Source organism: Caballeronia sp. INDeC2, assembly GCF_023631325.1.
Taxonomy (GTDB): Bacteria; Pseudomonadota; Gammaproteobacteria; order Burkholderiales; family Burkholderiaceae; genus Caballeronia.
Map to the genome: position 1 here is coordinate 187,249 of NZ_JALQDG010000021.1, position 24,633 is coordinate 211,881.

The following is a 24,633-nucleotide window of genomic DNA, read 5'->3' on the forward strand; positions in this document are numbered from 1 at the left end:
GACGGTGACTCGTCGCTAGAAGGAGCGATCGAGAATAGCACCGCGATTTCTTTCGTGCAGGGACGCAGACCGCACCAAACGCGGCGCGACGGTTCATACCATCACACGTTCAGCGCGCGTCCGCCACGGCGAAGCGGTCGAGCCACTCGCCGAACATCGCGCGGGCGGCGCGCTCGAGTTTCGCGCCGTGACGCGCGGTGTCCTCGCGCAATGCGGCGACGGTCGTGCCGCTGCGCGCGATATCGCCCGGATACGTGACGAGCCAGCTCTCGAAACGCTCGACGAGCACTTCCGGATGACATTGCAGCGCGAGGACGTGCTCGCCCCACGAAAATGCCTGATGCGCACAGAGATCGGTGGATGCGAGCAGCGTCGCGTCCTTGGGGAGATCGAAGGTATCGCCGTGCCAGTGGAACATCGGCACGGGCGCGCCGTCGGCTTCGAGATGCCGCAGCGCGGACGCGCGTCCCGCGTCGGTCAGTTCGAGCGGCGACCAGCCGAGTTCCAGCTTGCCCGACGGATACACGCGCGCGCCGAGCGCACGCGCAATCAGTTGCGAGCCGAGGCAGATGCCGATCGTCGGCAAGCCCGCCGCGATGCGCTTTTCGAGCATCGAAAGCAGCGGCGCGAGATGCGGATAATGCGCGTCCTCATGAGCGCCGATCGGCCCGCCGAGCACGACGAGCAAGGAAGGATCCAGCGGATTGGGCGCATCGATGCGGCCGCGTCCGACGTCCAGATAGCGCACGAGATGGCCGCGATCGCCGAGCACGTGTTCGAGGCTGCCCAGATCTTCGAAATAGACGTGGCGAATCGCCAGGACTTCATGTTTCATCGGCGGCATTCTCGGAACGAAGTAGTGACGAGCCGCGCCTCGCGGCGAGACGCGACGGGCACAGTCTAACCGACTCGCCACGGCCTCACAGCGCCGGATGACGCCAGATGGCTTTCCAGCCTGTCCGCCCGATTAAGCGACCTGGGCGAAGACCTTCCAGCTCTTCTTCTGCGTCGCGAGATCGGCTTCTTCGTATACCGAACAGTCGAGACGCAGATCCGTGTCCGCCATGTCGATCTGCAGAAGCGCGCAGTGATGCGGCGTCTTCTTCGGATTCTTGCTCGCCTCGAAGTGCGAACAGGAAAGGCACATGCGGTGCGCCGGAATCTGCTGCTGCGATTCGAGCTGACGGATCGTCTTGAGCAGCGTGCGATAGAACGCCACTTGCTCGTCCTCGCGCAGCGTGCCGACCGCCTTCGCGAGGAAGTCCGGCCATTGCAGCGCCTTCTTCGCAGCCGTGCGGCCACGCGCGGTCAGACGCACCGCGAGTGCGCGGCCGTCGTCGATCGCGCGCCGCTTCTCGACGAGACCCTTACCTTCGAGCGTGCTCACCGCATCGCTCGTCGTGGCGGCGGTCAGCGCCGTTTCACGTGCGATCTCGCCGAGGCGCATCGGCCCCTTGCGCTGCATCAGCAGAACGAGAATTTCACCTTGGGTCGGCGTCAGCCCCGCGCCTTCCGCCCATTCCCATGCCTGGCTGCGCATCGCGGTGCTCAGCCTCAGCAGGCCGTGGGTCACCCGCCCCGTCGCCTGCTCTCCGTAAACGCCTTCACTCATAGTCTTTCGCTTGTTGTTCCGCTTATGTGTTCTGACGGCACGTTCACGGCAACCACCGCGAACACCTCGTTCGAAACGCCGCCCGCAGAATGTACTCCGAACCCCTTGCGAACTGCTCTTCGTTCCAGGTCCCCGCCGTCTCAAAATTCAGGCGTGCCAAGCCAATTAGCGATGCCTGAATGGGGACTTTGCAACCCTCTTCGTTATGCGCCTTCTTATGGTCCTGCTCGTGGCGCTGTTTTCCTGCCGACTATAACGCTATGCCAGCAAAGTCGCCATTCTAAGCGACATAGAACAAACGTACACCTTAATTATCCACGCAGAACTGTGGATAACCCGTGGAAAAGCGTCTTCTTTGACGTGTACGTATTCTTGATAACACTGGCCGTCGCGCCAGGCACCTTTCCGTTGTCCAGAATTCCTTGTCGAGACGCACGCGCGGATCGCATGGTTATCACTTCGCTAGCACATTGACTCCGCACCTCTTTTTGACGTTTTCCACAGCGTCGGGCAAGGCTTGTTAACCACTATTACGGATGTATACGGATTTCTTGAAGTAAACCTTAGAGACGCCGAATCGGTTCTTCTTCAAACGCCGCCGCAAGCGCTTTATTCCCCTTGCGCGTCATGCACGTGTTTCATACGGACCAAAGACAAAGGCCGCTTCGAAACCTTCTCGAAGCGGCCTTTCGTCGTGATTCGCTTGTCGTGTCAGCGTAAGCGCGGCGTCATCGGCGCCATTGAAGGCATTGCTGCCTGACCGCCTCGTGCAGCGATTTTTCCTTGTCGACTACGCCGCGCAACCACGTCGCGTCATTCACGCCGCGCGCGATGTCCGCCACTTCCGCGAGCGCGGCTTGTGAGCCGAGCGCTTCGGCATGCGGCGCGAGCACGTCGAGCGTCGCGAGAATGTCTTCGCCGATGGTGCGCCGCTCGCCCGTTTGCGGATGGATGCACGTGCCTTCCAGTCCGAAGCGGCACGCCTCGAAGCGGTTGAACGTGTAGACGAGGTAGTCGTCCTCGCGCGGCGTGAGCGGCTTGTCGAGCAGCAGATAGCGCGACAGCGTCTGGATATAGCAGGCGATCGCGGCGGCCTTGTCGACCGAAAGCGGCGTGTCCATCACGCGCACTTCGATCGTCCCGAAGCCGGGCTTCGGCCGAATATCCCAGTAGAAGTCCTTCATGCTGTTGACGACGCCCGTATTGACCATCTTCGAGAAGTATTCCTCGAAGCCGTCCCACGTCAGCACGAAGGGCGCGCGCCCCGACAGCGGAAACGCGAATACCGAATTCAGACGCGCCGAGTGGAAGCCCGTATCGACGCCCTGAATGTACGGCGACGACGCTGAAAGCGCGATGAAATGGGGGATATACCGCGACATCGAGTGCAGCAGGAAGAGCGCGCTATTCGGATCGGGACAACCTATATGCACGTGCTGCCCGAACACTGTGAACTGCTTGGCGAGGTATCCGTACAGTTCGGAAATGTACTGGAAGCGCGGCGCGTCGTAGATCTGTCGATCGCTCCATTGCTGGAACGCGTGCGTGCCGCCGCCCGCGAGCCCGACGTTCAACTGGTCCGCCGCGGCGACGAGCGTGTCGCGGATCTTGCGAAGGTCCGTCACGGCCTGCTCGTGCGTCGTGCAGATGCCCGTAGAAAGCTCGATCATGCTTTCGGTGATTTCCGGCGTGATGTTGCCCGGAATTTTTTCGTCCTTGATGAGACGCATGAGGTCCGACGCGGCGCGGGTCAGATCGTAGTCGTGCGTATTGACGACCTGGATCTCCAGCTCGACGCCGAACGTGAACGGTTCGGAGTTGATGAAAGGTTCGAGTGCCATGGCGCCTCTTGAAAGATCAATGCTTGAGCCGGGCGGGCGCGATTACTCGCGCCGCTCGCCGACGGCCGACAGGCTACGGTACACCACGAAGGGCGAGACGATCTGCAGTACGACGATCGAGCACATGATGATCGCGCGCAGCGTCGGATCGTAGTCCGGATAAAGCACGTACATGTCGTCGACGAGCACGTACGCCAGCGCCGACATCGGCGACAACGCGAAACCGAGCGCCGCGCCCTGCTTCCAGTCGAGTCCGCTCGGCTTCGCGAAGATCAGCACGCCGACGAGCTTGCCGATGAAACGCGCGACGATCAGCCCGAGCGCCGCGACGCCGCCGAGCGCGATATCGCGCCAGTGGAACGACGTGAGCGTCAGCGCGAAAAGAATGACAGTCAGGAGCCACCCGGCGGAGCCGAAGTGCGACGGCCAGAGTTGCGGACGTTCGTCGGCGTTCTTCACGATGATGCCCGCGGCGAGCAGCGCGAGAATCGTCGACAGCTTGAAGATGTGCGCGACCGCGATCGCCAGCAGCACGAGCCCGAAGAGCGCGACGAACGAATGCTCGTCGTTCGCGGGCAGACGCCGCACCAGCAGATTGCAGGCACGCGCGAGCAGGAACGCGAGCACGAGCGAGCCGATCAGCAGATAGAGCGGCTGCAACACGGTCGCGAGTGCGTTGCCGTAGATTTCCTGATGCAGCACGCCCGCCGCGAGCTTCTCGACGATCACCGCGTACATGCTGTTCAGCGCGGTCAGCGTGAGAAGACGTTGCGTGACCTGGCCTTCCGCGCGCAGTTCGGTCTTCAACTGAATGACCATTGCGGGCGACGTGGCCATTGCGATGGCGGCGACTACGATCGATGGCATCGTCGGCACGTTGAGCAGCGTCAGCGCGATCAGCACGAGGCCGAACGTGAGCGTCGACTCGGCGATGCTCGACAGAATCAGATACGGATTGCGACGGATCCAGCGCAGATCGAGCCGTCCGCCGAGTTCGAAGAGCAGTAGCCCGAGCGCGACATCGAGCAGCGGCCGCGACAGGCCGCCCGCGCTTGCATCGATCACGCCGAGGCCCGCGTTGCCCGCGATCAGCCCGATCACCGCAAAACCGGTGATGCGCGGCAAGCGCCACGCGCGCCATAACAGCTCTCCGGCGAGTCCCGCCGTGACGAGCGCGAGACCGGCCCAGAAAATGGCGTCGGGTTCGAGCGGCCAGGCGGGCAAAAATGAAAATGCCGAATTCATCGTATTGGCTTCTCCTTCGTTGCTGCAGCAGAGCGTGCACGTTCCGTTGCGTGACTCGCATCGACGGCGCGCGCTCGCGGACGAGGCGCATCTGCCCGGCTATGCGAGCGTGGGTTCATTCAGGCGAAACGAAAATGCGAACGAACACGGCGTCACGGTCAGGACGTGCACGGATTAGACGACGCGTTCGGCTGACTGCGATGCGCCTTGCATGCCCTCGATGTCGCACCGGAGATTTCGGATCCGTGCGGCACGGGTAACGCATGCGGCGCCCGCTCGAATGCCGGGCCGAACACAGCAAACGACGGCGCGGCTTCGTTGATCAGATTCTTGGCGCGCAACCATCGTTCCATTGAAGCGGTCGCCGTCCGAACGGCGCGACGCAGGAAGAAGCGCGATTGTGCCATACCTCGGTTCGCCTGACAGAAAGTCCAAGCTCATGATTCTTATGAAGTAAAAGCGACTGCCGAGCTAGAACACGGATGGAAAAGCTGACCGGTTGCCGTTCTCGCGGCATTGCGGCTTTTCGGTTTACGTCCGATCGATGGCCTCGCCGTCAGGTGTTTACAGGTTTACTGTATATAAACGTAGTAGTAGTTAACAAGAAGCTGCCTCTTCTGTGGATAACCCGGCTTTCGTCTTTTCATTCAATCATTTGGATAAAGCAGAAGCGGGCCGTAAACATGTTGGCGCCATGCGGTGAACCCGGAACAACTTCTGGCCGCGTAAACGTGATCGCTGACTTGTCCCGTTTACGTGCACATCGCGTTCACAAGACTTTCGCCCGCTGTTCAACCGGTTATCCACAGCACGCCGGGGACAACTACGCCGCGCCCATCTCTCCATGACGGAGTGCCCTGAGCAAAAAGCGGGCTGGGTCGATGGCATCGGCGAGTTCGCGCTCGATGAGCCACGGCTCGCCTTCGATCTGCGATGCGATCAGTTCGGCCGCGAGCGTCGCCCAGACGAGCCCGCGCGAGCCGAATGCGAATGCGCCATAAAGACCGGGCATGCGCGGCAGATCGAGCGGCCACGCGCCCGAAAGGTGACGCGCATCGCGGCGCGCGGCGTTTTCGTCGGCGAGCTGGCCGATCATCGGCATGCGATCGCTCGTCACGCAGCGGAACGCGACGCGGCCCGCGCGGATTCGTTTCGGCGCGCACGCGAGTTCCGGCAACATGCCCGCGACGCGTTCGATGTTTTCCATATGCCCGTCTTCGCGGATGCCGCCGTCGGGATCGTCGATGTCATAGGTCGCGCCGACGAGCGTGCCATCGGCACCGAGCGGCACCGCATAACCTTCGCCGACAATCGGCACACGCAAGTCATCGAGCGCGGATGGATGAAGCACGGTGAGCTGGCCGCGCACGCTGCGCGTCGGCGCGCCGTATAGACCGGCGAGCGGCGCGGCATCGTGCGCATTGGCGAGCACCATCACCGGTGCGCTGGCGATCTCGCCGCCGCTCGAATCGAACGCTTTCCAGTTGCGTCCGTCGTGCGCGATGCACGTCACTTCGGTATTCATGCGCGGCGTGATCCGGGCGGCGGCGTCGGCGATTTGGGCCGCGCAAACGGACGCGGGCGAGATCGCACCGCCGCGCGGAAAGAACCAGCCGCCGCGCGCGACATCGGCGCCCGCGATGCGCAATGCATCCTCGCGCGTCATCGGCTGCACGTAGTCGGATGGATACGCGAAGCGCGCGATGGCGGCGGCGAGCGCATCGGCGTCGCCGGGCGTATCGGCGATCTGAAGCAGGCCCGCGCCGCTGCGCTGCAAGTCGTGATCGGCCTCTTCGAGCGCCTGCCATCGGCGCAAGGCGTAGAGAAAGCCCGCGCGCGTGAGGCGTGCGGCGACGCTGTCGTCGCGCCAGACGATCGGATGAAACACGCCCGCCGGATTGCCCGATGCATCGCGCGCGGGCAACGCGTGACGATCGATCAGCGTGACGTGCCAGCCGCGCCCGGCGAGCCGCTCGCTCACCGCGCAACCCGCGAGGCCCGCGCCGATGACGATGGCTTCGCGCATCGTCGCGGCGCAGGGAAGCGGCGGTTCGTGGCGGCGCACGCGCCAGCGCGGCGCGAAGCGTGCAACGAGCCGCGTGTCCGACGCCTCCGACAAGCACTCGAAGCCCGACGATTCCAGCGCGCGGCGCATCGCCGAATGAAGCGGACCCGATGCGTTCGCGCAGACCGTCGCGCCGTCGCCGGCGAAGCGCGCGAGCGATTTGCACAGCTTGCGCGGATCGTCCGCGGGATCGAGATGAAACGCATCGGCACGCAGCCAGAGCTTGGACAGCATCTCTTGCGCGTCGTCGCCGATGGCGAGCGTCAGCACCACGCGGCCATTGTCGAACTCGAGGCGATGCACGCCCGCCACGCGCATTGGCCATGCGCGCGCGAGCTCGGACGCGAGCGGCGATGCGTCGTCGGTCGAAGGTGGATCGTCCAGCGCCTTGCGCGTCGCAACTGCCACGACATGCAGCCGGTCGCAACGTTCTTCATCGTCGCGCCAGCGCTGCCAGAGCGGAAGGAAGGCGCTGAAGGTCGTATCGACGAACGTGAAAACGCGCGTGCGCCGCCAGCGCGCGGGAAGATCGTGCGGCGCGAAAAGCTCAGATTCGGTCATGCGATAGGAGGAAAAGACATCAAGCGGAAGACGACTTGGCCATGCCGTGTGTGGCGCCGTTCACGGCGTCTTCGATCATCAGCGGCTCGAGCGCGTAGCCCGCGGCCCGCCACGCCGCGAGGCCGCCGAGCAGCGGCGCGACATCGGTGAAACCATGCGCGACCAGGTCCTTGACGGCGAGCGCGGCCGACACTTCGCTCGGGCAATCGCAATACGTCACGAGCTTGCGATCGCGCGCGATGCCGGCGAGTTGCGCCGCGGCGTCGTCGTGCAGCAGCAGCGCGCCGGGAATGGCGAACGGATCCATCGCGCGCCGTTCGCGGCGGCGCACGTCGATGACGAGCGGCGGCGGTTCGCGATCGAGTAGCGCGCGCAGCATCGCGATATCGATGCGCGCCATGCGCAGCCTGCGCAACAGCGACACGCGCTGCCACCAGCGCATCGCGAGATAGAGCGCGAGCGCGATGATCGCGAGCGCGATCACGCCGCGCCCGAAGAGGTCGAGCCAGGCGAGCATGCGATCGACGAGATCGGCGAACATCGCGCCGAACGCGACGCCAATGCCTGACCACAGCAACGCGCCGAGCGCGTCATAAAACAGAAAGCTGCCAAAGCCGATTCCGGTCGCGCCCGCGACGGGAATCGCGAGCGTCGACAAGCCGGGGATGAATTTCGACAAGGCGAGAATGCGCACGCCGAAGCGCCCGAAGAAGTCGAGGCTGCGGTTCACGCAGGTATCGCGCGAGATCGAGACCTTGCACATGAAGGCGAGCACGCGGCTGCCGTAGCGTCGTCCGAGGCAGAACCAGAGCGTGTCGCCGATGAGCGCGGCAATGCTGGCCGTGACGACGATCGCCGCGAGCGGTCCCCATGCCGCCGATGGAAAGCTCGACGGCAGGCCCGATGCGAAGCTCGCGGAGACGGTGATCGCGCCGGTCAAAACCAATGTGGGCAAGGCTGGCAGCGGCAAGCCGAGGCATTCGAGCAGAACGTTGGCAAAAACCAACGGCAGGCCGTATTCGATGATCAGCTCGCGTAGCATGGATCGGACCCAGTTGTTCTGCGTCAGAAAAACCGCCGGGAGCCCAAAAAATATAAGGGTAAATCTTTGAAACCCTTATCCTGATTGGGTTTGCGCTGCGCTATCATACCAAGCGCCGCGTATAGAGGCGGCGCGAAGGCGACGGAGTGGAGCAATGCCGGTGAGATGGCGCATGACCACGCCGATTCGTCGGGCGGGCGCGCCAGAAGGCCGTCCCTACTCGACTGCACGGCTTGCGCACGTATAATCGGCGCGTTCGCGCTGTTCGTGTCAACCTAAACTGATAAAGGAACCTTAATGAACAAACAGGAATTGATCGACGCCGTAGCCGCTCAGACCGGCGCCAGCAAGGCTCAAACCGGCGAAACGCTGGACACGTTGCTCGAAGTGATCAAGAAGGCTGTATCGAAAGGTGACGCGGTTCAGTTGATCGGCTTCGGCAGCTTCGGCTCGGGAAAGCGCGCAGCGCGCACCGGCCGCAACCCGAAGACTGGCGAGTCCATCAAGATTCCGGCCGCAAAGACGGTCAAGTTTACGGCTGGCAAGGCATTCAAGGACGCAGTGAACAAGCGGTAAGCATCTTGCCGATTGTGCGGCTACTCGAAGTAGCCAGTTGTACATAACCCGCCTTCGGCGGGTTTTTTTTCGGCTGCGCGTTTTGCTTGACGGCTCGACGTTGCATCGAGCCGTTGGGACCATCAATGCCGATGATCCTCGCAACCGCAATCGGGACCATGATCGTGGTCGTGGTCGTGGTCATGATCGTGGTCGTGCTCTTCGACTTCCCACGCAGGGAACGGATCGGCGAAGCGATGCCAGCCATCGGGGCCGAGCGCCCATTCGTCGTCGGTCAGAAGGCATGCGTCGAACCGGGTCTGCCACGCGTCGGGATCGAGATTCTCGCCGATCAGCACCAGCTCCTGCCGTCGATCGCCGATGCTGTTGTCATCCGGATCGCCATACCATTCCGCGACGATCTCCGCTTCGAGCTCGGGGTCGTCTGTCGGCCATTCGCTGCGCTCCTGCGCCGCCCACCACAAACCCGCCGGACCATGCCGGACCGTTCCGCCCGCTTGCGATAGCGAGCCGCCGACATCGCTTCGCGTCGCGAGCCAGAAGAAGCCCTTCGCGCGCAGCACGCCGGGCCATTCCTGATGCAGCAGGTTCCACAGGCGTTCGGGATGGAACGGCCGCCGCGCCCGATACACGACATGGCCGACGCCGGATGCATCGGGTTCGTCGCTCGACGGATGCTCGCCGTTGAGAATCGCGAGCCAGCCGGGCGCGCTCGCGGTCGCATCGAAGTCGAAGCGGCCGGTGTTCAGCACGTCGCCGGAAGACACGTCGCCCGATTGCGCCCGCACCTGAAGCGCGCGCGGATTGAGGCCGTGCAAGATGCGCGCGATCCTTTCCACGTCCTCCACGCTGGCGAGGTCGATCTTGTTGATGACGACGACATCGCAGAACTCGATCTGTTCGATGAGCGTTTCGACGACCGTCTGATCGTCTTCATCGTCGTGGCCTGTTTGCGAGAGACCGCGCTCGGAGAGCGAATCCGAAGACGCATAGTCGCGCAGGAAAGTCGCGGCATCGATCACGGTGACGAACGTATCGAGATGCGCGCGGCCCGCGAGCGTCGCGTCGTCGTCATCGCCGAACGCTAGATGCTCGGCGATCGTCATCGGATGCGCGACGCCCGGCGATTCGACGACGATCGCATCGAAGCGCTGCTGTTGCGCGATCCACGTGATCGCGCTTTCGAGCGCTTCCATCGACTGGTCGCCGAGCGTCAGCACGAGGCAGCCGTTGGGCAGTTCGGTGGTTTCGCGATCCGCGTTCGACGCGGCCTTGCCGCATGTCACGGCGCCGATGCGTAATCCATCGGCGTTGGCGAGCAAGGCATCGACGAGCGTGGTCTTACCCGCGCCGGTGAATCCCGATAGCACGGTAATGGGCAATGGCGTCTGGTTCATCGCAGTGGAGCGTGACGGAGGAAGGGGAGCGCGCGAGCGCGAGCCGGCGCTGCCGTTCGGCGGCGCGAGCGATCGAATAGGGGATTTTGCATCAAATGCGCGCGGGACGCGGCGCGCATGATGAGCGCGCCGAAGCTCAGCGCGCGGCCTGGAGCAGCTTCCAGCGACGCAGGATCTCGATGATCTGCGCCGAGTACTTGTCGCGCAGCGCGGGTGTTTCGGAATGGTAAGCACCGACTGCCTGCCACGAGTTGCCGTACTTGTTCATCTTCTGCCGCAGATGCCAGGCGGCGACATACACGCTCTTGCACGGCTCCATCAGCGTGCCGCTGGAAATGCCGTACTGGGCCAGCGTATTGAGATGGATCGAGTTGATCTGCATCAGCCCGTAGTCGACCGAGCCATTGGCGTTCTTGTTGATGGCGTCGGGCTTGTTGTGCGATTCCTGCCACGCGATGGCGCGCAGGATGAGTGGATTGACCTTCTGGTACTTCGCCGCTTCGTCGAAGCAGTCTGCGTGTGCGGAGGCGGCCGCCATGAGCGGCCCGCAAATCGCAAGTAGTCGCAGTATTCTCTTCATCTTCCCTCTACTCCATCCGCACACGCGGAACGTCATGCCGCCGTTGCGGCGCCTTGGCGCCAACGCCAACAAATCAACGCCCGCGGCCGGACTGCATGGGGAAAACCCGCCCATTTCGCAACCGCCCGGAATGCGGAACCGACCGTATCATACCGGCTGACGATTCAGACCATAAGTTGGCTATCAGACATACGCCCGGTTGACGGCCGGAAGGCCGCAAGAACAGGAAACCGCCGGACCGTCAATCGGACGTGTTCTAAATGTATGAATAATAAGACTTCTGGACGGGGTACAATTCGGCTCCCGCGTGCATCGGCCGACCTTCGGGACCGCCCCAGGTACGGTTTATCGGCAAGTTATTCGAAAGACTTGAGAGCGCTGGGCCGTATCGAAATTGATAGCCGGGGGTCGCCTGACCCGGAACGAATTGGCACAATTTCGTTACATTGAGCTGTTATCGTCATATTTTTTAAAAAATGTCCGCGAAGGGCCGGCCCTGTTCGTGCCACGTCGCGGTCGGCAGCGCTCTCGGCTGACGAGCGGTGCTGCCTTAGCTGGCTCCCCAGAGACCCGGCTCTGACATCACATTCATGAGAAGACAACCTATGGCACTGCGTCGTATCGCGACGGCACTGCTGGCGGCGGGACTTATCGTCGCGCAAGCCGCGCACGCGCAAGTGACGTTGAATTTCGTCAACGCGGACATCGACCAGGTCGCGAAAGCGATTGGCGCCGCTACCGGCAAAACGATCATCGTCGATCCCCGCGTGAAGGGGCAACTCAACCTGGTCTCGGAGAACTCGGTTCCCGAGGACCAGGCGCTGAAGACGCTCCAGTCGTCGCTGCGCATGCAGGGCTTCGCGCTCGTGCAAGATCACGGCGTCCTGAAGGTCGTGCCCGAAGCCGACGCCAAGCTGCAGGGCGTCCCCACGTATGTCGGCAACACGCCGGCCGCGCGCGGCGATCAGGTGATCACGCAGGTCTTTCAGTTGCGTAACGAATCGGCGAACAATCTCCTGCCGGTGCTGCGCCCGCTGATCTCGCCGAACAACACGATCGCGGCCTATCCGGCGAACAACACGCTCGTCGTCACGGATTACGCCGACAACGTGCGCCGCATCGCGGGCATCATCGCGGGCGTCGATACGGCGGCGGGCCGCTCCGTCGATCTCGTCACGCTGAAGAACGCGAACGCCATCGACGTCGCCGAGCAGATGAACAAGCTGCTCGATCCCGGCGCGATCGGCAGCACCGACGCGACGCTCAAAGTCACCGTCACGCCCGATGCGCGCACCAATTCGCTGATGTTCCGCGCATCCAGCGCCTCGCGCCTCGCCGCGGCGAAGCAACTGGCGCAGAAGCTCGATTCGCCCACGTCGCAGCCGGGTAACATGCACGTCGTCGCGCTGCGCAATGCCGACGCGACGCGCCTCGCCAAGACGCTGCGCGCGATGATGGGCAAGGGCAACAACAACTCGGACAACACGTCGGGTTCCAACTCGAACGCGAACTCGTTCGGCCAGAGCGGCGGCGGCCTCGGCAATTCGTCGATGTCCACCGGCACGTCCGGCACGCCGCCTCTGCCCGGCGGTCTGGGCGGCAGTACGGGCAGCAGCAATAATCCGATGACGGGCGGCGCGGGCAACCGCGACTCGAGCTTCTCGTCGAACAAGGACAACGATTCCGGCAGCGACCAGGGCGGCGGCATGATCCAGGCCGACGCCGCCACGAACTCGCTGATCATCACCGCCGCGGACCCGGTCTATCGGAACTTGCGCGCCGTGATCGACCAGCTCGACGCCCGCCGCGCGCAGGTCTACATCGAGGCGCTGATCGTCGAATTGTCCGCGACTACCGGCGCGAACCTCGGCATCCAGTGGCAGGGCCTCCTGCTCTCGAACGGCGGCAACAACGCGCTTTACGGCGGCACGAGCTTCGGTCAGGGCAACACGAACATCGTCGATCTGACCTTGCAGGGCAACGCGATCGCGCAGAATCCGTCGGCCATCACATCGACCACGGGCCTGCTCGCGCAGGGCCTCAACATCGGCTTGCTGCACCGCTTCGGCAATCTGTTCGGGCTCGGCGGACTGTTGCAGGCGTTGTCGACATCCGCGGATGCGAACATCCTCTCGACGCCGAACCTGATCACGCTCGACAACGAGGAAGCGAAGATCGTCGTCGGCCAGAACGTGCCGGTCGTGACCGGCTCGTATGCTACGCCGACCGCGAACGCCGCGACCTCGGTCACCGCGTTCAACACGTTCGACCGCCGCGATGTCGGCGTGACGCTGCACGTGAAGCCGCAGATCACCGACGGCGGCGTGCTCAAGATGCAGATCTATCAGGAAGATTCGAGCGTCGATACCACCACGAAGAACGATCCGGGCGGCGTGACGATCAACACGCGCTCGGTGCAGTCGACCATCCTCGCGGACGACGGCGAGATCGTCGTGCTCGGCGGCCTGATGCAGGATCAGTACAACAACAACAACAGCAAGATCCCGCTGCTCGGCGACATTCCGTTCATCGGAAGCCTGTTCAGAAGCGAAAGCAAGACGCGCACGAAGACCAACCTCATGGTGTTCCTGCGACCGGTGATCGTGCGAGATCAGGCGACGTCCACGCAGATCGCCAACACGCGCTATGAGTATCTGCGCCAGCAGCAGTACGGCTCGACGACGGACAACCGTCTCATCAAGGATCAGAACGTGCCGGTGATGCCGCCGAAGCCGCTCGGTCCGAGCGAAGGCGGCGGCGCGCCGGCGCAAAATCTGCTGGACTGGAGCAATACGACGCGCGGCCCCGGCCCGAGCACGACGCTGCCGCAGAACCCGGATGCAGGTCCGGCGCCGCAGCCGATGCAATCCGCGCCGCAATCGACGATGCCGCCGCAGGGTTATCCGCTTCCTGCGAACGGCGCGACCAACGCCATGCCGGGCAACGCCGCGACCAACACCCTGCCGGGTAACGCGGCGACGAACGGCCAACAAGGAGTCCGACCGTGAGTACGGTCAACGATGCAGTCGAGAGCGCGAGCAGCGCGGCGTCGCCGCTGGCGGCCCGGCTCGTGCCCTACGGCTTCGCGCGCAGCGGGCAGATTCTGCTCGCGCACCAGCACGCCGACAGCATCGAGGTATGGATCAGCGAGCGCACGACCGACGCGGCGCTCGCCGAAGTCGCGCGTAATTTCGGCGCGCTGTCGATCGTGCGCAAGCCTGCCGATGAACTCGCCGCCGCGATCAATTCGGCGTACGCGCGCAACGACGGCAGCGCGGCGCAGGTGGTCGGCGAAGTGGAAGGCGAAGTCGATCTGTCGCGGTTGATGCAGGACATTCCCGAAGTCGAGGATCTGCTCGAGTCGGAAGACGATGCGCCGATCATCCGCATGATCAACGCGCTCCTCACGCAGGCGGCGCGCGAGCAGGCATCGGATATTCACATCGAGCCGTTCGAAAATGCGTCGGTGGTGCGCTTTCGCGTCGACGGCACGCTGCGCGATGTCGTTCGTCCGAAGAAGGCGCTGCACGGCGCGCTGATCTCGCGTATCAAGATCATGGCGCAGCTCGATATCGCCGAAAAACGCTTGCCGCAGGACGGCCGCATCACGTTGCGCGTGGGCGGACGCCCCGTCGACGTGCGGGTTTCCACGCTGCCGACCGGCCACGGCGAGCGCGCGGTGCTGCGTCTCTTGGAAAAGGACGCGCAACGCCTGAATCTCGAAAAGCTCGGCATGGCGCGCGACACGCTCGTCCACTTCGACAAGCTGATCGGCCGTCCGCACGGCATCGTGCTCGTGACCGGCCCGACCGGCTCCGGCAAGACGACCACGCTCTATGCGGCGATGTCGCGGCTGGAGACCACGACCACCAACATCATGACGGTGGAAGATCCGATCGAATACGACCTGTCGGGGATCGGACAGACGCAGGTGAACGAGCGCATCGGCATGACCTTCGCGCGCGCGTTGCGTTCGATTCTTCGCCAGGATCCGGACATCATCATGATCGGTGAAATCCGCGATCTCGAAACCGCGCAGATCGCGGTGCAGGCATCGCTCACCGGTCACCTCGTGCTCGCGACGCTGCACACGAACGACGCCGCATCGGCCGTCACGCGTCTCACCGACATGGGCGTGGAGCCGTATCTGCTGGCGTCGTCGCTGCTCGGCGTTCTCGCGCAGCGGCTCGTGCGCCAGCTTTGCCCGGTCTGCAAGGAAGAGCGCGTCGAGGAAGACGGCACGAAGCGTTACCATCCGGTCGGCTGCGAGCGATGCGGCCAGTCGGGTTACGTCGGCCGTCGCGGTGTCTATGAGCTGCTGCTGATCGACGACGAAATCCGCCCGCTCATCCATCGCAACGCGGCGGATGCCGAGATTCTCGACGCGGGCCGTAAGCTTGGCATGCGCACACTGCGGGAGGACGGCGACCGCTGGCTCGCCGCCGGCGTGACGTCGCTGGAAGAAGTGCTGCGCGTGACGGGCGGAGAGTAACGGTATGCCGGCTTTTCGTTTCGAAGCGATCGACCACGCGGGCAAGACGCAGAAAGGCGTGCTCGATGCCGACAGCGCCCGCGCCGCGCGCAGCCATTTGCGCACGCAGGGGCTGACGCCGCTCGTCGTCGAGGCGGCGGGTACGCGAACGCGCGGCGAGCGCCAGCAGCGGCTGTCGCTCGGGCGGCGTCTGTCGCAGCGTGAGCAAGCCATTCTCACGCGGCAACTCGCGAGTCTCCTGATCGCGGGTCTGCCGCTCGGCGAGACGCTCGCGGTGCTGACGGAGCAGTCGGAGCGCGACTACATCCGCGAACTGATGGCCGCGATACGCGCCGAGGTGCTCGGCGGCCATTCCTTCGCCAACGCGCTCGCGCAGCATCCGAAGGACTTTCCGGAGATCTATCGCGCGCTCGTCGCGGCGGGCGAGCACACCGGCAAGCTCGGCCTCGTGCTGTCGCGTCTCGCGGACTACATCGAACAGCGTAATGCGTTGAAGCAGAAGATCATTCTGGCGTTCACGTATCCGGGCATCGTGACGATCATCGCGTTCGGCATCGTCACCTTCCTGTTGAGCTATGTCGTGCCGCAGGTCGTGAACGTGTTTGCGAGCACGAAGCAGGCGCTGCCATTCTTGACCGTCATGATGATGGCGCTTTCCTCCTTCGTCCGAAGTTACTGGTGGGCGGTGCTGATCGGCGTCGTGATTTTCGCGTGGCTGGTGAAGAGCATCCTCGCGCGGCCCGGCCCGCGCATGTCGTTCGATCGCTGGCTGCTCGGCGCGCCGCTCATCGGCAAGCTGGTGCGCGGCTATAACACGGTGCGCTTCGCCAGCACGCTCGCGATCCTGACCGCCGCGGGCGTGCCGATCCTGCGCGCGCTGCAAGCTGCCGGCGAAACGCTCAGCAACACGGCGATGCGCGAGAACGTCGACGACGCCATCGTGCGCGTGCGCGAAGGCTCGTCGCTGTCGCGCGCGCTCGGCAACACGAAGACGTTTCCGCCCGTGCTGGTTCACCTGATCCGCTCGGGCGAAGCGACCGGCGACGTCACCACGATGCTCGACCGCGCCTCCGAAGGCGAAGCGCGCGAACTCGAACGGCGCACGATGTTCCTCACGAGCCTGCTCGAACCGCTGCTGATTCTCGCGATGGGCGGCGTCGTGCTCGTGATCGTGCTCGCCGTGATGTTGCCGATCATCGAACTGAATAATCTGGTGCAGTGATGAACGCCCTTCAAACTCGCTTACTGACGCTCGCCGCGCTCGCGCTCTTCTGCGTGACGGTGACGTACTGGGTCGTCACGCTGACTTCGCGGCAGACCGCGCCGCTGCCCGCCGCAGCCGCGACGCGCGCGCCGTCGGTCGAACAGGCCGCAACCATTTTCGGTGGACGGCTGGAGCGTCAGGCCAATTCGGATGTGCATCTGTTCGGGATTCTCGCGTTGCAGGGCGGCGCGGCGGCCATCGTGAGCTACGGCGGCGAAGCGGCGAAAGCCGTGTCGCTGGGCGGGCCGCTCACGCAGGGCGTGAAGCTCTCGGAAGTGCGCGCGCGTTCGATCATCATCGATCGCAACGGCGTGAAATCGGAGATCTTCCTGCCGCAGAATCCGCCCGGGCCGACGATCTGGGTGCGCTGAGCGCGACGCGATGCCTCGTTCGCGCATAAATCACGCGACGAAAGCGGATCGATAGAATGACCGGCGGCTTCCGCCGACAGGAAGCCGCACGGTTTTTCCAATCATCACCGGGCATGAGGCCTGGAAACGATATTTTCAATTCAAGAGGTAGCAGTCATGCAATTGTGGACACAACGCAGCGTGCGAATTCAGCAGGCTCAGGCGCAAGGACGCCGTCAGCGCGGCTTCACGCTGATCGAAATCATGGTCGTGATCGCGATTCTCGGCATTCTCGCCGCGCTGATCGTGCCGAAGATCATGAGCCGCCCGGACGAGGCGCGCCGCGTCGCCGCGAAGCAGGACATCGGCACTATCATGCAGGCGATGAAGCTGTATCGCCTCGATAACGGCCGCTATCCGACGCAGGAGCAAGGACTGCGCGCGCTGGTCGAAAAGCCGACGACCGAGCCGGTGCCGAACAACTGGAAGGACGGCGGCTATCTGGAACGCCTGCCGGCCGATCCGTGGGGCGGTCAGTATCAGTATCTGAATCCGGGCGTGCACGGCGAAATCGACGTGTTCAGCTACGGCGCGGACAACAAGGCCGGCGGCGAAGGCAACGATGCCGATGTCGGCTCGTGGCAATGACTATCGGACGGTAGAAGAAGGAACGCGGCGTGAACAGGCACCGACATACGCGACGGAACGCGGGCTTCACGCTGCTCGAAATGCTCGTCGTGCTGGTGATCGCGGGCTTGCTGGTGTCGCTCGCGTCGCTGCAACTCACGCGCAACCCGCGCACCGATCTCAACGAGGAAGCGCAGCGTCTCGCGCTGCTGTTCGAATCGGCGGGCGACGAGGCGCAGGTGCGCGCGCGGCCGATCGCGTGGCAGCCGCTCGACGGCGGTTTTCGCTTCGACATCCGCACGGAAGACGGCTGGCGCCCGCTGCGCGACGATCTCCTGCGCCAGCGGCGCTGGGAAGGCGGCGTGACCGGCGTGTCGATTCAGTTCCTCGACTCGGACAAATCGGTGAACCGGCTCGTGTTCGGCACCGAAGCCATCGACGCGCCGATGGAAATTACATTGTTCTCGGCGGTAGGCCGCGTGACGATCGTCGGGAGCGGCAACGGCCGCTATCAGGTGCGGTGATGCATCAACGTCGTCGACATCAGCGCGGCTTCACGATGATCGAAGTGCTCGTCGCACTGGCGATCATCGCGGTGGCGCTCGCCGCATCGGTGCGCGCGGTCGGCTCGCTCGCGACGGGCGAAGCGGACCTGCATCGGCGGCTGCTCGCGGGCTGGAGCGCGGACAACGAGCTCGCGCAACTGCGGCTCTCGCGTCAGTTTCCGCCGATCGGCTCGCGCAGCTTCGACTGCTCGCAGGGCAATCTGAAGCTCCTGTGCACGCAGCGCGTGAGCCAGACGCCCAATCCTATTTTCCGGCGCGTCGAGATGTTCGTCTCGACGCCGGGCCGCTCCGGCAATCTGGCGCAAATGGTCACGGTGGTGGCGAATGAAACGAACCGCTCGCTCTGACCGCGGCAGAAGGCAGCGCGGCTTTACGCTGCTGGAAATGCTGATCGCCATCGCGATTCTCGCGGTGCTCGCGGTGCTGTCCTGGCGCGGACTCGACTCGGTGATCCGCGGCCGCGCGACGATCGAGAACGCGATGGAAGACGAGCGCGTCGTCGCGCAGTTGTTCGACCAGATGCGCATCGACGCGCGCCGGGCCGCCACCGACGACGAAGCCGGCCAGCCCGCCGTGCAGATCGGCAACGGCTCGCTGCAGATCGTGCGCGGCGTGTTCGCACCGGGCACGCCGCCCCGGCTTCAGGTCGTCCGCTACCGCCTGTCGAACGGGCGCATCGTGCGCTTTGCGTCGCCGCCGCTGTCGAATGTCGGCGAAGTGCGGCGCGCGCTCCAGTCCGGCGATACGGGCGACGGCTGGAGCTCGATTCCGTTGATGGGCGGCGTCGCATCGCTCGCGACGCGCGTCTACATTCCCGAAAAAGGCTGGACGACGCGCATGGGCGACGTGTTCGCGCAGATCAACCAGAACGACAACAACCTGAAGGTGCCGCAACTCGGCAACGCGCCGCTCGCGCGCGCGGTGTCGGGCATTCAGGTCGCGGTCGGCGCGCGCACGCTCGCGACGCCGCTCACGCGCGTGTTCCTGGTCGGAGAATGAACATGCGCGCCCGGCATCCGAAAAGGCAACGCGGCGTCGCGATCATCAGCGCGCTGCTGGTCGTGTCGCTCGCGGCGATTCTCGTGTCGGGCATGCTGTGGCGTCAGCAGGTGCAGATTCGCCGCATCGAGAATCAGCGGCTGCTCGCGCAAGCGCAGTGGATTTCGCGCAGCGCGCTCGACTGGACGCGCCTCATCCTGCGCTCGGAAGCCGATACCTCGCCCACGGTCACGTATCTCGGCGGCGTATGGGGCGTGCCGATCGCGAAGACGAAGCTGTCGGATTTCCTCGGGCAGATCGGCGAAGTGCGCGCGCAGCAGGGCGCATCGACGTATTTGTCCGGCTCGATCGAGGACGCGCAGGCGAAGTTCAATCTGCGCAATCTGGTCTCGACGCCGACGCCCGGCGTGCTGACCATCAACGTCGCGCAGATTCAGGCGTTCCAGCGGCTGCTCGCGATGCTCGGCATCAACGGCTCGCTCGCGAAGACGGTGGCGCTGCAGATGCGCGCGGGCCTCGCGCGCTCGGCGACGCGCTTCCAGACGCAGACGGGCAACAGCGCGACCACGGCGGCCGGCACGAACAACGAAGCGACGACGCTCGCGGCGATCGCGCAAGGCGGCGGCACGGGCGGCGGCAATTTCACCGACGATCCCGGCCTGAAGGACGCGGACAGCAACGCGCCCGTCGCGCCTTTGCAGATGATCACCGTCGATTCGCTGCTCGACGTGCCGGGCTTCTCGCCGGAAGCGGTCGCGAAGCTGCGCCCGTTCATCACCGTGTTGCCGACGACGACCGCCGTGAACATGAACACCGCGCCCGCCGAAGTGGTGGCGGCCGTGGTGCCGGGGATGAACCTGTCGCAGGGACAGGCGTTCGTCGCGCGCCGGGAGACGGTGTTCTTCCACGATGTCGGCAACGTGCAGCTTGCGCTGACGGGCGCGGGCGTCAAGACGGTGTCGATCGATCCGAACGAGATGGACGTCACCACGAAGTATTTCGTGATCCACGGGCGCGTCGAACACGAACGCGCGCAACTGGAGCGCACGACGCTCGTGTATCGCGATCCGACGACGCATACGACGCGCATCGTCTACACGCGCGACTCGCTGTAGATAGGTGCCGCAGTCATTGATGAGAGGAAGTGGCCATTGAGCACACTGATCGTTTTATTACCGCCGCGCGATCCGGCGGTGCGCTCGGAAGAGTGGCATCTGCCGGATATGCCGTTTCTGCTGCTCGACAAGCGCGGCGAGCCGCAACGCGCCGGCCGTGCGGCGCTCGGGCTTCTGCCGCGTGCAAGCGCGACCGTGCTGATCGTCGCCGCGCGCGACACGCTGCTGCTCGCCGCTTCCGTGCCGCCGCTCAAGGGGCCGCGTCTGCGGCAGGCGCTGCCGAACGTCGTCGAAGATCAGCTGATTCAGGATCCGCAGACGTGCCACATCGCGGTCGATCCGGTCGCACTCGCCGACGGCAAGCGCGTGCTCGCCGTCATCGATCGCGGCTGGTTCCGCTTCGTGCTGGGCGCGTTTTCGGGCGTGGGGCATCGCAATGTGAAGGCCGTGCCCGCAATGCGTTGTCTGCCGGTTCCGGCAGCGGTGTCCGTCGATGAAGCCGCGGAAGTGCGGCCGACGCCGTTCATCGCGGGTCTCCTCGGTCAGGTCGTGTCGACCGCGCCCGCGCTGATCGGCGAGCTGGCCGCGCCTTCGCCGGCGGCGCTCGGCGCGCCGCGCATCGAAATCGCGATTGCGCGCGGCGAACGCGCGGCGCTCGGCGAAGGTCTCGCGCTGCCCGCCGATTCCATTTCCGCGACACTCGCGGCGCTCGCGGGCGATCATCCCGCGACGCTCTATTCGCTCTCCGATCTTCCCGGCGACGAGCCGCGCCTGTCGGGCTCGCGCAATGCCGCGGCCGCGGTAGCCGGCGCGCAGCCGGTCACGTTCGAGGCGCTCGCGCGCAATGCGGTGGCGAGCCGATTCGACCTGTGCCAGTTCGAATTCGCCGCGCAGCCGTGGCGGCTCGACCGGGCGACGATGCGGCGGCTGCGCGTGCCGATCGCGCTCGTGGCGGCGTCGATCGTCGTGTCGATCATCGGCATCAACGTGCAGTGGCTGCAACTCGCGCGTCAACGCGACGCCATCAGCGCGCAGGAAACCGAGCTGCTGCTCAACGCGTTTCCGAAGACGACCGTCGTGCTCGATGCGCCCGATCAGATGACGCGCAATCTCGATCGCCTGCGCGTGGCGTCGGGCGAGCTGTCGCCGTCGGATTTTCTGTCGCTCGCGGACGGACTCGCGCGCTCGCTCGGGCCCGTGCCGGTGAACGGCGTTGCGGGGCTCGATTATCGCGATCGTCATCTCGAAGTGACGTTCAAGCCGGAAACGAAGGTCGATCCCGATCTTACGAAGCGCCTCGCCGCAAACGGCCTGAACGGTTCGATCGATAGCAACACCGGCAAATGGACGATCAGGAGCGGCCAATGAAAGCGGAAATCGCACGTTCACTGTCGGATTTCTGGGAAGCGCGCACGCCGCGCGAAAAGACGCTCCTGATGTGGGGCGGCCTCGCGCTCGGGCTCGCGCTCGTGTATCTGCTGCTTTGGGCGCCTGCTTACGAAGGCCGCGCGCGGTTGCGCGAGAGCTTGCCCGCGATGCAGCGCCAACTCGCGACGATGACAGCGCAGGCCAACGACGCGCGCTCGCTCGCACCCGCCGCCGAAGGCGTGATGCCCACGGGCGGCGCGTTGCGCGACGCGCTCGCGAAGTCGCTCGCCGACAACGGCATGCAGCCGACGCAGATCCAGGTGATCGGCGCCGCGGTGCAGATTCAATTGAAGAATGCGTCGTTCCCCAACTGGACGATGTGGCTCGACGACGCGCGCAAGCAGTTCAAGGTGCAGGTGTCGGAGGCGCACGTCACCGCGCTTAAACCCGATGGCCAGGTGGATCTGACGGCATCGCTGCAACCGGCCGGCGTGAAATGAGCTACTGGACGCGACGTTTGCGGCTCGCCTTGCCGGCGCTTTTCGTGATCGTGATATCGGTCGGCGGCACGCTGCTCGCGATGATGCCCGCCGCGTGGATCGTGCCGCAGTTCTCGAAGGCGACGGGCGGACACGTGAATCTGGTCGATCCGGCGGGATCGCTGTGGAGCGGCTCGGCCACGCTGATGCTCGCGGCGGGCACCGATGGCGCGGGCGCGACGCTCCTGCCTGGGTGCATCGAATGGACGACATCCTTCCTGCCGCTTTTCACGGGCCGCGTGCACATGACGATGCGCCAGACCGACGCGATGCCCGATGCCGTGACCGTCGACGCCAGCACGCGCGGCGCAACCGTCACGTCAGGCCAGATCGCCGTGCCCGCGACGCTGCTCGCGGGCTTGGGCGCGCCGTTCAACACGCTGGACTTCGACGGCAGCGTGCGGCTTTCGTGGACCGAGTTCCGCCTGCTGAACCGCAACGCGTACGGGCAAGTGGTCGTCACGCTAGACGATATGGCTTCGCGCGTTTCGCGCGTGAAGCCGCTCGGCTCGTATCGCGTGGCGTTGCAGGCGCAGGGCGCATCCGCGACGATCGATCTTTCGACGAGCAAAGGTCCGCTCATGCTCAACGGCAGCGGCTCGATCTCGCAGGAATCGACATCGTTCCAAGGCACTGCAACGGCCGCGCCGGATCAGCGTGAAAACCTTGCCGGACTTCTGAACCTGCTCGGCCGCCATACCGACCCGGACACGGTCGCGCTGACCTTCATGCGCTAACGAGTGGCGGTTTGCGTCGCGCTCACGGCGCTGGCGGCGGGCGCTTCCACGCCGCCCGTCTCGCGATCCATCTGCGCTACATCCCAGCCGCCGCCGAGCGCTTTCACCAGTCCCACGGACGACACCATCCGCTGACCCGCGATGTTCGCGAGCTTCTGCTGCGCGGTGAACGCGGTCGTCTGTGCGGTCAGCACGTTGATGAACGCGACCGTTCCCGCCTTGTACTGATTGTTGATGATCGCGAGCGCCTGCTGCGCCGATTCGACGGCCTGCTGCTGCACGACGATTTCCCTTTCCAGAATGCGCAGCGACGCGAGATTGTCCTCGACGTCCTGAAACGCGGTCAGCACCGTCTGCCGATACGTCGCGACGTTCTGATCGTAGGCGGCGCGCGCGGCTTCGGTGCGCGCGGAACGCAGGCCGCCGTCGAAAATGGTGGCGGCGATGTCCGGCCCGAGCGTCCAGAAACGCGACGGCGCGCGCAGCAATTGCGACAGCACCGAGCTTTCGAAGCCGCCTTGCGCGGAGAGCGTGAGCGTCGGGAAATAGGCGGCCATTTCTATGCCGATCTGCTCGTTCGCCGCGGCCGCCTTGCGCTCGGCCGACGCGATATCCGGCCGCCGTTCGAGAATCGCGGACGGCATTTGCACGGGCACGGTTGGCGGCGTCGCGTCGAGCGGAATCGGCGGAACGGAGAAGGTCGAAGCCGGCTCGCCGACGAGCACCGCGATCGCATGTTCGAACTGCGCGCGCGAGACGCCGTTATCGATGGCGGATGCCTGCGCGGATTGCAATTGCGTCTGCGCCTGAATCACGTCCGAACGCGCGACGATGCCCTGCGCGTACTGATTCTGCGTGAGCTTGAGCGATTGCTCGTAGGCCGCGACGGTCTCGTCGAGAAGCTTCTGCTGCGCGTCGAGCGCGCGCAACTGGAAATAGTCTTGCGCTAGCGTGGCCTGCGCGGACAGCCGCGCGTTGGCGAGATCGGCGGCGGCGCCTTGCTGCCCCGCCTTCTGCGCGGAGACGGTGCGCGACACGCTGCCCCAAAGGTCCGGTTCCCACGATGCGTCGAGCGCGACGTTGAACTGGTTATTCACCGAACCCTGCTGGCCGAAACTGGAACTGTTGGTCGACCGGTTGCCGGTGCCCGTTCCGGAGCGCGATGCGGAAGCCGACGCGCCGATCGTCGGGAAATAGGCCGCGCGCGCTTCGCCGACGAGCGCACGCGCCTGCCGGTACGCGGCCGCGAACTGCGCAATACTCTGATTCGACTGATTCAGACGCGCTTCGAGTTCGTTGAGGCGCTCGTCGTTATAGACGGTCCACCAGGTGCCGCGATCGGTCTGGTCGGCGGGTTGCGCGACCTTCCAGCCCTCGGGCGCTTCCTTGTAACTGGCCGGGATCGTCGTCGTGGGGCGCTGATAATCGGGGCCGACCGCGCAACCGGCGATGAACATCGCAAGCGCGGCGGCGAGCGCCGTGGCGGTCAGCGGGCGCGTGACGGAGAAAGCGGAGAAGGCGGGGCGATGCGGCATCTGCTTGTCGAAATTCCTGTCGGCGCCGCTCCGTTCGATGCGACGGACGCGGCAAGCCGAAATGGTAAAGGAACGCGACGGGCGCTTGTCATGCGCGCTCGTCAGGCAGACGTTAGCGTAAC

The 24,633-nt window shown here is 64.8% G+C and carries 22 protein-coding genes; 13 read left to right on the forward strand and 9 right to left on the reverse strand.

Annotated features, from left to right (window positions below):
• Window positions 1-109 precede the first annotated feature (109 nt).
• From NCS28_RS13665 to NCS28_RS13690, 6 genes are all read right to left on the reverse strand, one after another.
• Window positions 110-835, reverse strand: a complete 726-nt coding sequence (locus tag NCS28_RS13665) for a glutamine amidotransferase (RefSeq protein ID WP_250514306.1) — start codon at window positions 833-835, stop codon at window positions 110-112.
• A 132-nt stretch (window positions 836-967) separates the two neighbouring features.
• A complete protein-coding gene (locus NCS28_RS13670; RefSeq protein ID WP_250514307.1) occupies window positions 968-1,612 on the reverse strand; it encodes a MarR family winged helix-turn-helix transcriptional regulator in 645 nt (214 codons plus the stop codon).
• A 728-nt stretch (window positions 1,613-2,340) separates the two neighbouring features.
• Window positions 2,341-3,453 (reverse strand): YbdK family carboxylate-amine ligase, encoded by a 1,113-nt coding sequence (locus NCS28_RS13675; protein ID WP_187608108.1) that lies wholly within the window; start codon window positions 3,451-3,453, stop codon window positions 2,341-2,343.
• Window positions 3,454-3,495: 42 nt separating this feature from the next.
• On the reverse strand, window positions 3,496-4,698 hold the full coding sequence (locus NCS28_RS13680) for a cation:proton antiporter (RefSeq protein WP_250514308.1): 1,203 nt from the start codon (window positions 4,696-4,698) through the stop codon (window positions 3,496-3,498).
• An 823-nt stretch (window positions 4,699-5,521) separates the two neighbouring features.
• A complete protein-coding gene (mnmC, locus tag NCS28_RS13685; RefSeq protein ID WP_250514309.1) occupies window positions 5,522-7,324 on the reverse strand; it encodes a bifunctional tRNA (5-methylaminomethyl-2-thiouridine)(34)-methyltransferase MnmC2/FAD-dependent 5-carboxymethylaminomethyl-2-thiouridine(34) oxidoreductase MnmC1 in 1,803 nt (600 codons plus the stop codon).
• A 19-nt stretch (window positions 7,325-7,343) separates the two neighbouring features.
• Entirely contained in the window at window positions 7,344-8,366 is a 1,023-nt protein-coding gene (locus NCS28_RS13690) for a VTT domain-containing protein (protein WP_250514310.1), read from the reverse strand.
• A gap of 297 nt (window positions 8,367-8,663) precedes the next feature.
• Here NCS28_RS13690 and NCS28_RS13695 point away from each other — a divergent pair, with 297 nt between their 5' ends.
• On the forward strand, window positions 8,664-8,942 hold the full coding sequence (locus tag NCS28_RS13695) for an HU family DNA-binding protein (RefSeq protein WP_008352404.1): 279 nt from the start codon (window positions 8,664-8,666) through the stop codon (window positions 8,940-8,942).
• Between the two features lie 122 nt (window positions 8,943-9,064).
• Here the strand turns inward: NCS28_RS13695 and NCS28_RS13700 are convergent, their stop codons facing one another.
• Window positions 9,065-10,339, reverse strand: a complete 1,275-nt coding sequence (locus NCS28_RS13700) for a GTP-binding protein (RefSeq protein ID WP_250514311.1) — start codon at window positions 10,337-10,339, stop codon at window positions 9,065-9,067.
• Between the two features lie 136 nt (window positions 10,340-10,475).
• Complete coding sequence (locus NCS28_RS13705; protein ID WP_250514312.1) at window positions 10,476-10,919, reverse strand: lytic transglycosylase domain-containing protein; 444 nt, start codon at window positions 10,917-10,919, stop codon at window positions 10,476-10,478.
• A 605-nt stretch (window positions 10,920-11,524) separates the two neighbouring features.
• Here NCS28_RS13705 and gspD point away from each other — a divergent pair.
• From gspD to NCS28_RS13765, 12 genes are all read left to right on the forward strand, one after another.
• Window positions 11,525-13,927 (forward strand): type II secretion system secretin GspD, encoded by a 2,403-nt coding sequence (gene gspD / locus NCS28_RS13710; protein WP_250514313.1) that lies wholly within the window; start codon window positions 11,525-11,527, stop codon window positions 13,925-13,927.
• Entirely contained in the window at window positions 13,924-15,411 is a 1,488-nt protein-coding gene (gene gspE / locus NCS28_RS13715; protein ID WP_250514314.1) for a type II secretion system ATPase GspE, read from the forward strand. The genes gspD and gspE overlap by 4 nt, the downstream gene beginning before the upstream one ends.
• 4 nt (window positions 15,412-15,415) lie before the next feature.
• Window positions 15,416-16,633, forward strand: a complete 1,218-nt coding sequence (gspF, locus tag NCS28_RS13720) for a type II secretion system inner membrane protein GspF (RefSeq protein WP_250514315.1) — start codon at window positions 15,416-15,418, stop codon at window positions 16,631-16,633.
• Window positions 16,633-17,046: a general secretion pathway protein GspC gene (locus NCS28_RS13725; RefSeq protein WP_250514316.1), complete on the forward strand. Its 414-nt coding sequence runs from the start codon at window positions 16,633-16,635 to the stop codon at window positions 17,044-17,046. Before gspF ends, NCS28_RS13725 begins: the two co-directional genes overlap by 1 nt.
• Window positions 17,047-17,202: 156 nt before the next feature.
• Window positions 17,203-17,673: a type II secretion system major pseudopilin GspG gene (gspG, locus tag NCS28_RS13730; protein ID WP_250514317.1), complete on the forward strand. Its 471-nt coding sequence runs from the start codon at window positions 17,203-17,205 to the stop codon at window positions 17,671-17,673.
• Window positions 17,674-17,702: 29 nt separating this feature from the next.
• On the forward strand, window positions 17,703-18,176 hold the full coding sequence (locus tag NCS28_RS13735; protein ID WP_350029784.1) for a GspH/FimT family pseudopilin: 474 nt from the start codon (window positions 17,703-17,705) through the stop codon (window positions 18,174-18,176).
• Window positions 18,176-18,565 carry a type II secretion system minor pseudopilin GspI gene (gspI, locus tag NCS28_RS13740; protein WP_250514318.1) on the forward strand — a complete coding sequence of 130 codons (390 nt, stop codon included), beginning with the start codon at window positions 18,176-18,178 and terminating at the stop codon, window positions 18,563-18,565. The genes NCS28_RS13735 and gspI overlap by 1 nt, the downstream gene beginning before the upstream one ends.
• Window positions 18,543-19,217, forward strand: a complete 675-nt coding sequence (locus NCS28_RS13745; RefSeq protein ID WP_250514319.1) for a PulJ/GspJ family protein — start codon at window positions 18,543-18,545, stop codon at window positions 19,215-19,217. The genes gspI and NCS28_RS13745 overlap by 23 nt, the downstream gene beginning before the upstream one ends.
• Window positions 19,214-20,332, forward strand: coding sequence for a type II secretion system minor pseudopilin GspK (gspK, locus tag NCS28_RS13750; protein WP_250514320.1), 1,119 nt, complete (start codon window positions 19,214-19,216; stop codon window positions 20,330-20,332). Before NCS28_RS13745 ends, gspK begins: the two co-directional genes overlap by 4 nt.
• A gap of 36 nt (window positions 20,333-20,368) precedes the next feature.
• The gene (gspL, locus tag NCS28_RS13755) at window positions 20,369-21,700 is read left to right on the forward strand and encodes a type II secretion system protein GspL (protein WP_250514321.1); all 1,332 of its coding nucleotides are present in this window, start codon (window positions 20,369-20,371) and stop codon (window positions 21,698-21,700) included.
• Window positions 21,697-22,200 (forward strand): type II secretion system protein M, encoded by a 504-nt coding sequence (locus NCS28_RS13760; RefSeq protein ID WP_250514322.1) that lies wholly within the window; start codon window positions 21,697-21,699, stop codon window positions 22,198-22,200. The genes gspL and NCS28_RS13760 overlap by 4 nt, the downstream gene beginning before the upstream one ends.
• Complete coding sequence (locus NCS28_RS13765; protein WP_250514323.1) at window positions 22,197-22,976, forward strand: type II secretion system protein N; 780 nt, start codon at window positions 22,197-22,199, stop codon at window positions 22,974-22,976. The genes NCS28_RS13760 and NCS28_RS13765 overlap by 4 nt, the downstream gene beginning before the upstream one ends.
• On the opposite strand, the gene NCS28_RS13770 is transcribed toward NCS28_RS13765, so the two are convergent.
• Window positions 22,973-24,511: an efflux transporter outer membrane subunit gene (locus NCS28_RS13770; RefSeq protein WP_250514324.1), complete on the reverse strand. Its 1,539-nt coding sequence runs from the start codon at window positions 24,509-24,511 to the stop codon at window positions 22,973-22,975. The genes NCS28_RS13765 and NCS28_RS13770 overlap by 4 nt on opposite strands.
• Window positions 24,512-24,633 lie beyond the last annotated feature (122 nt).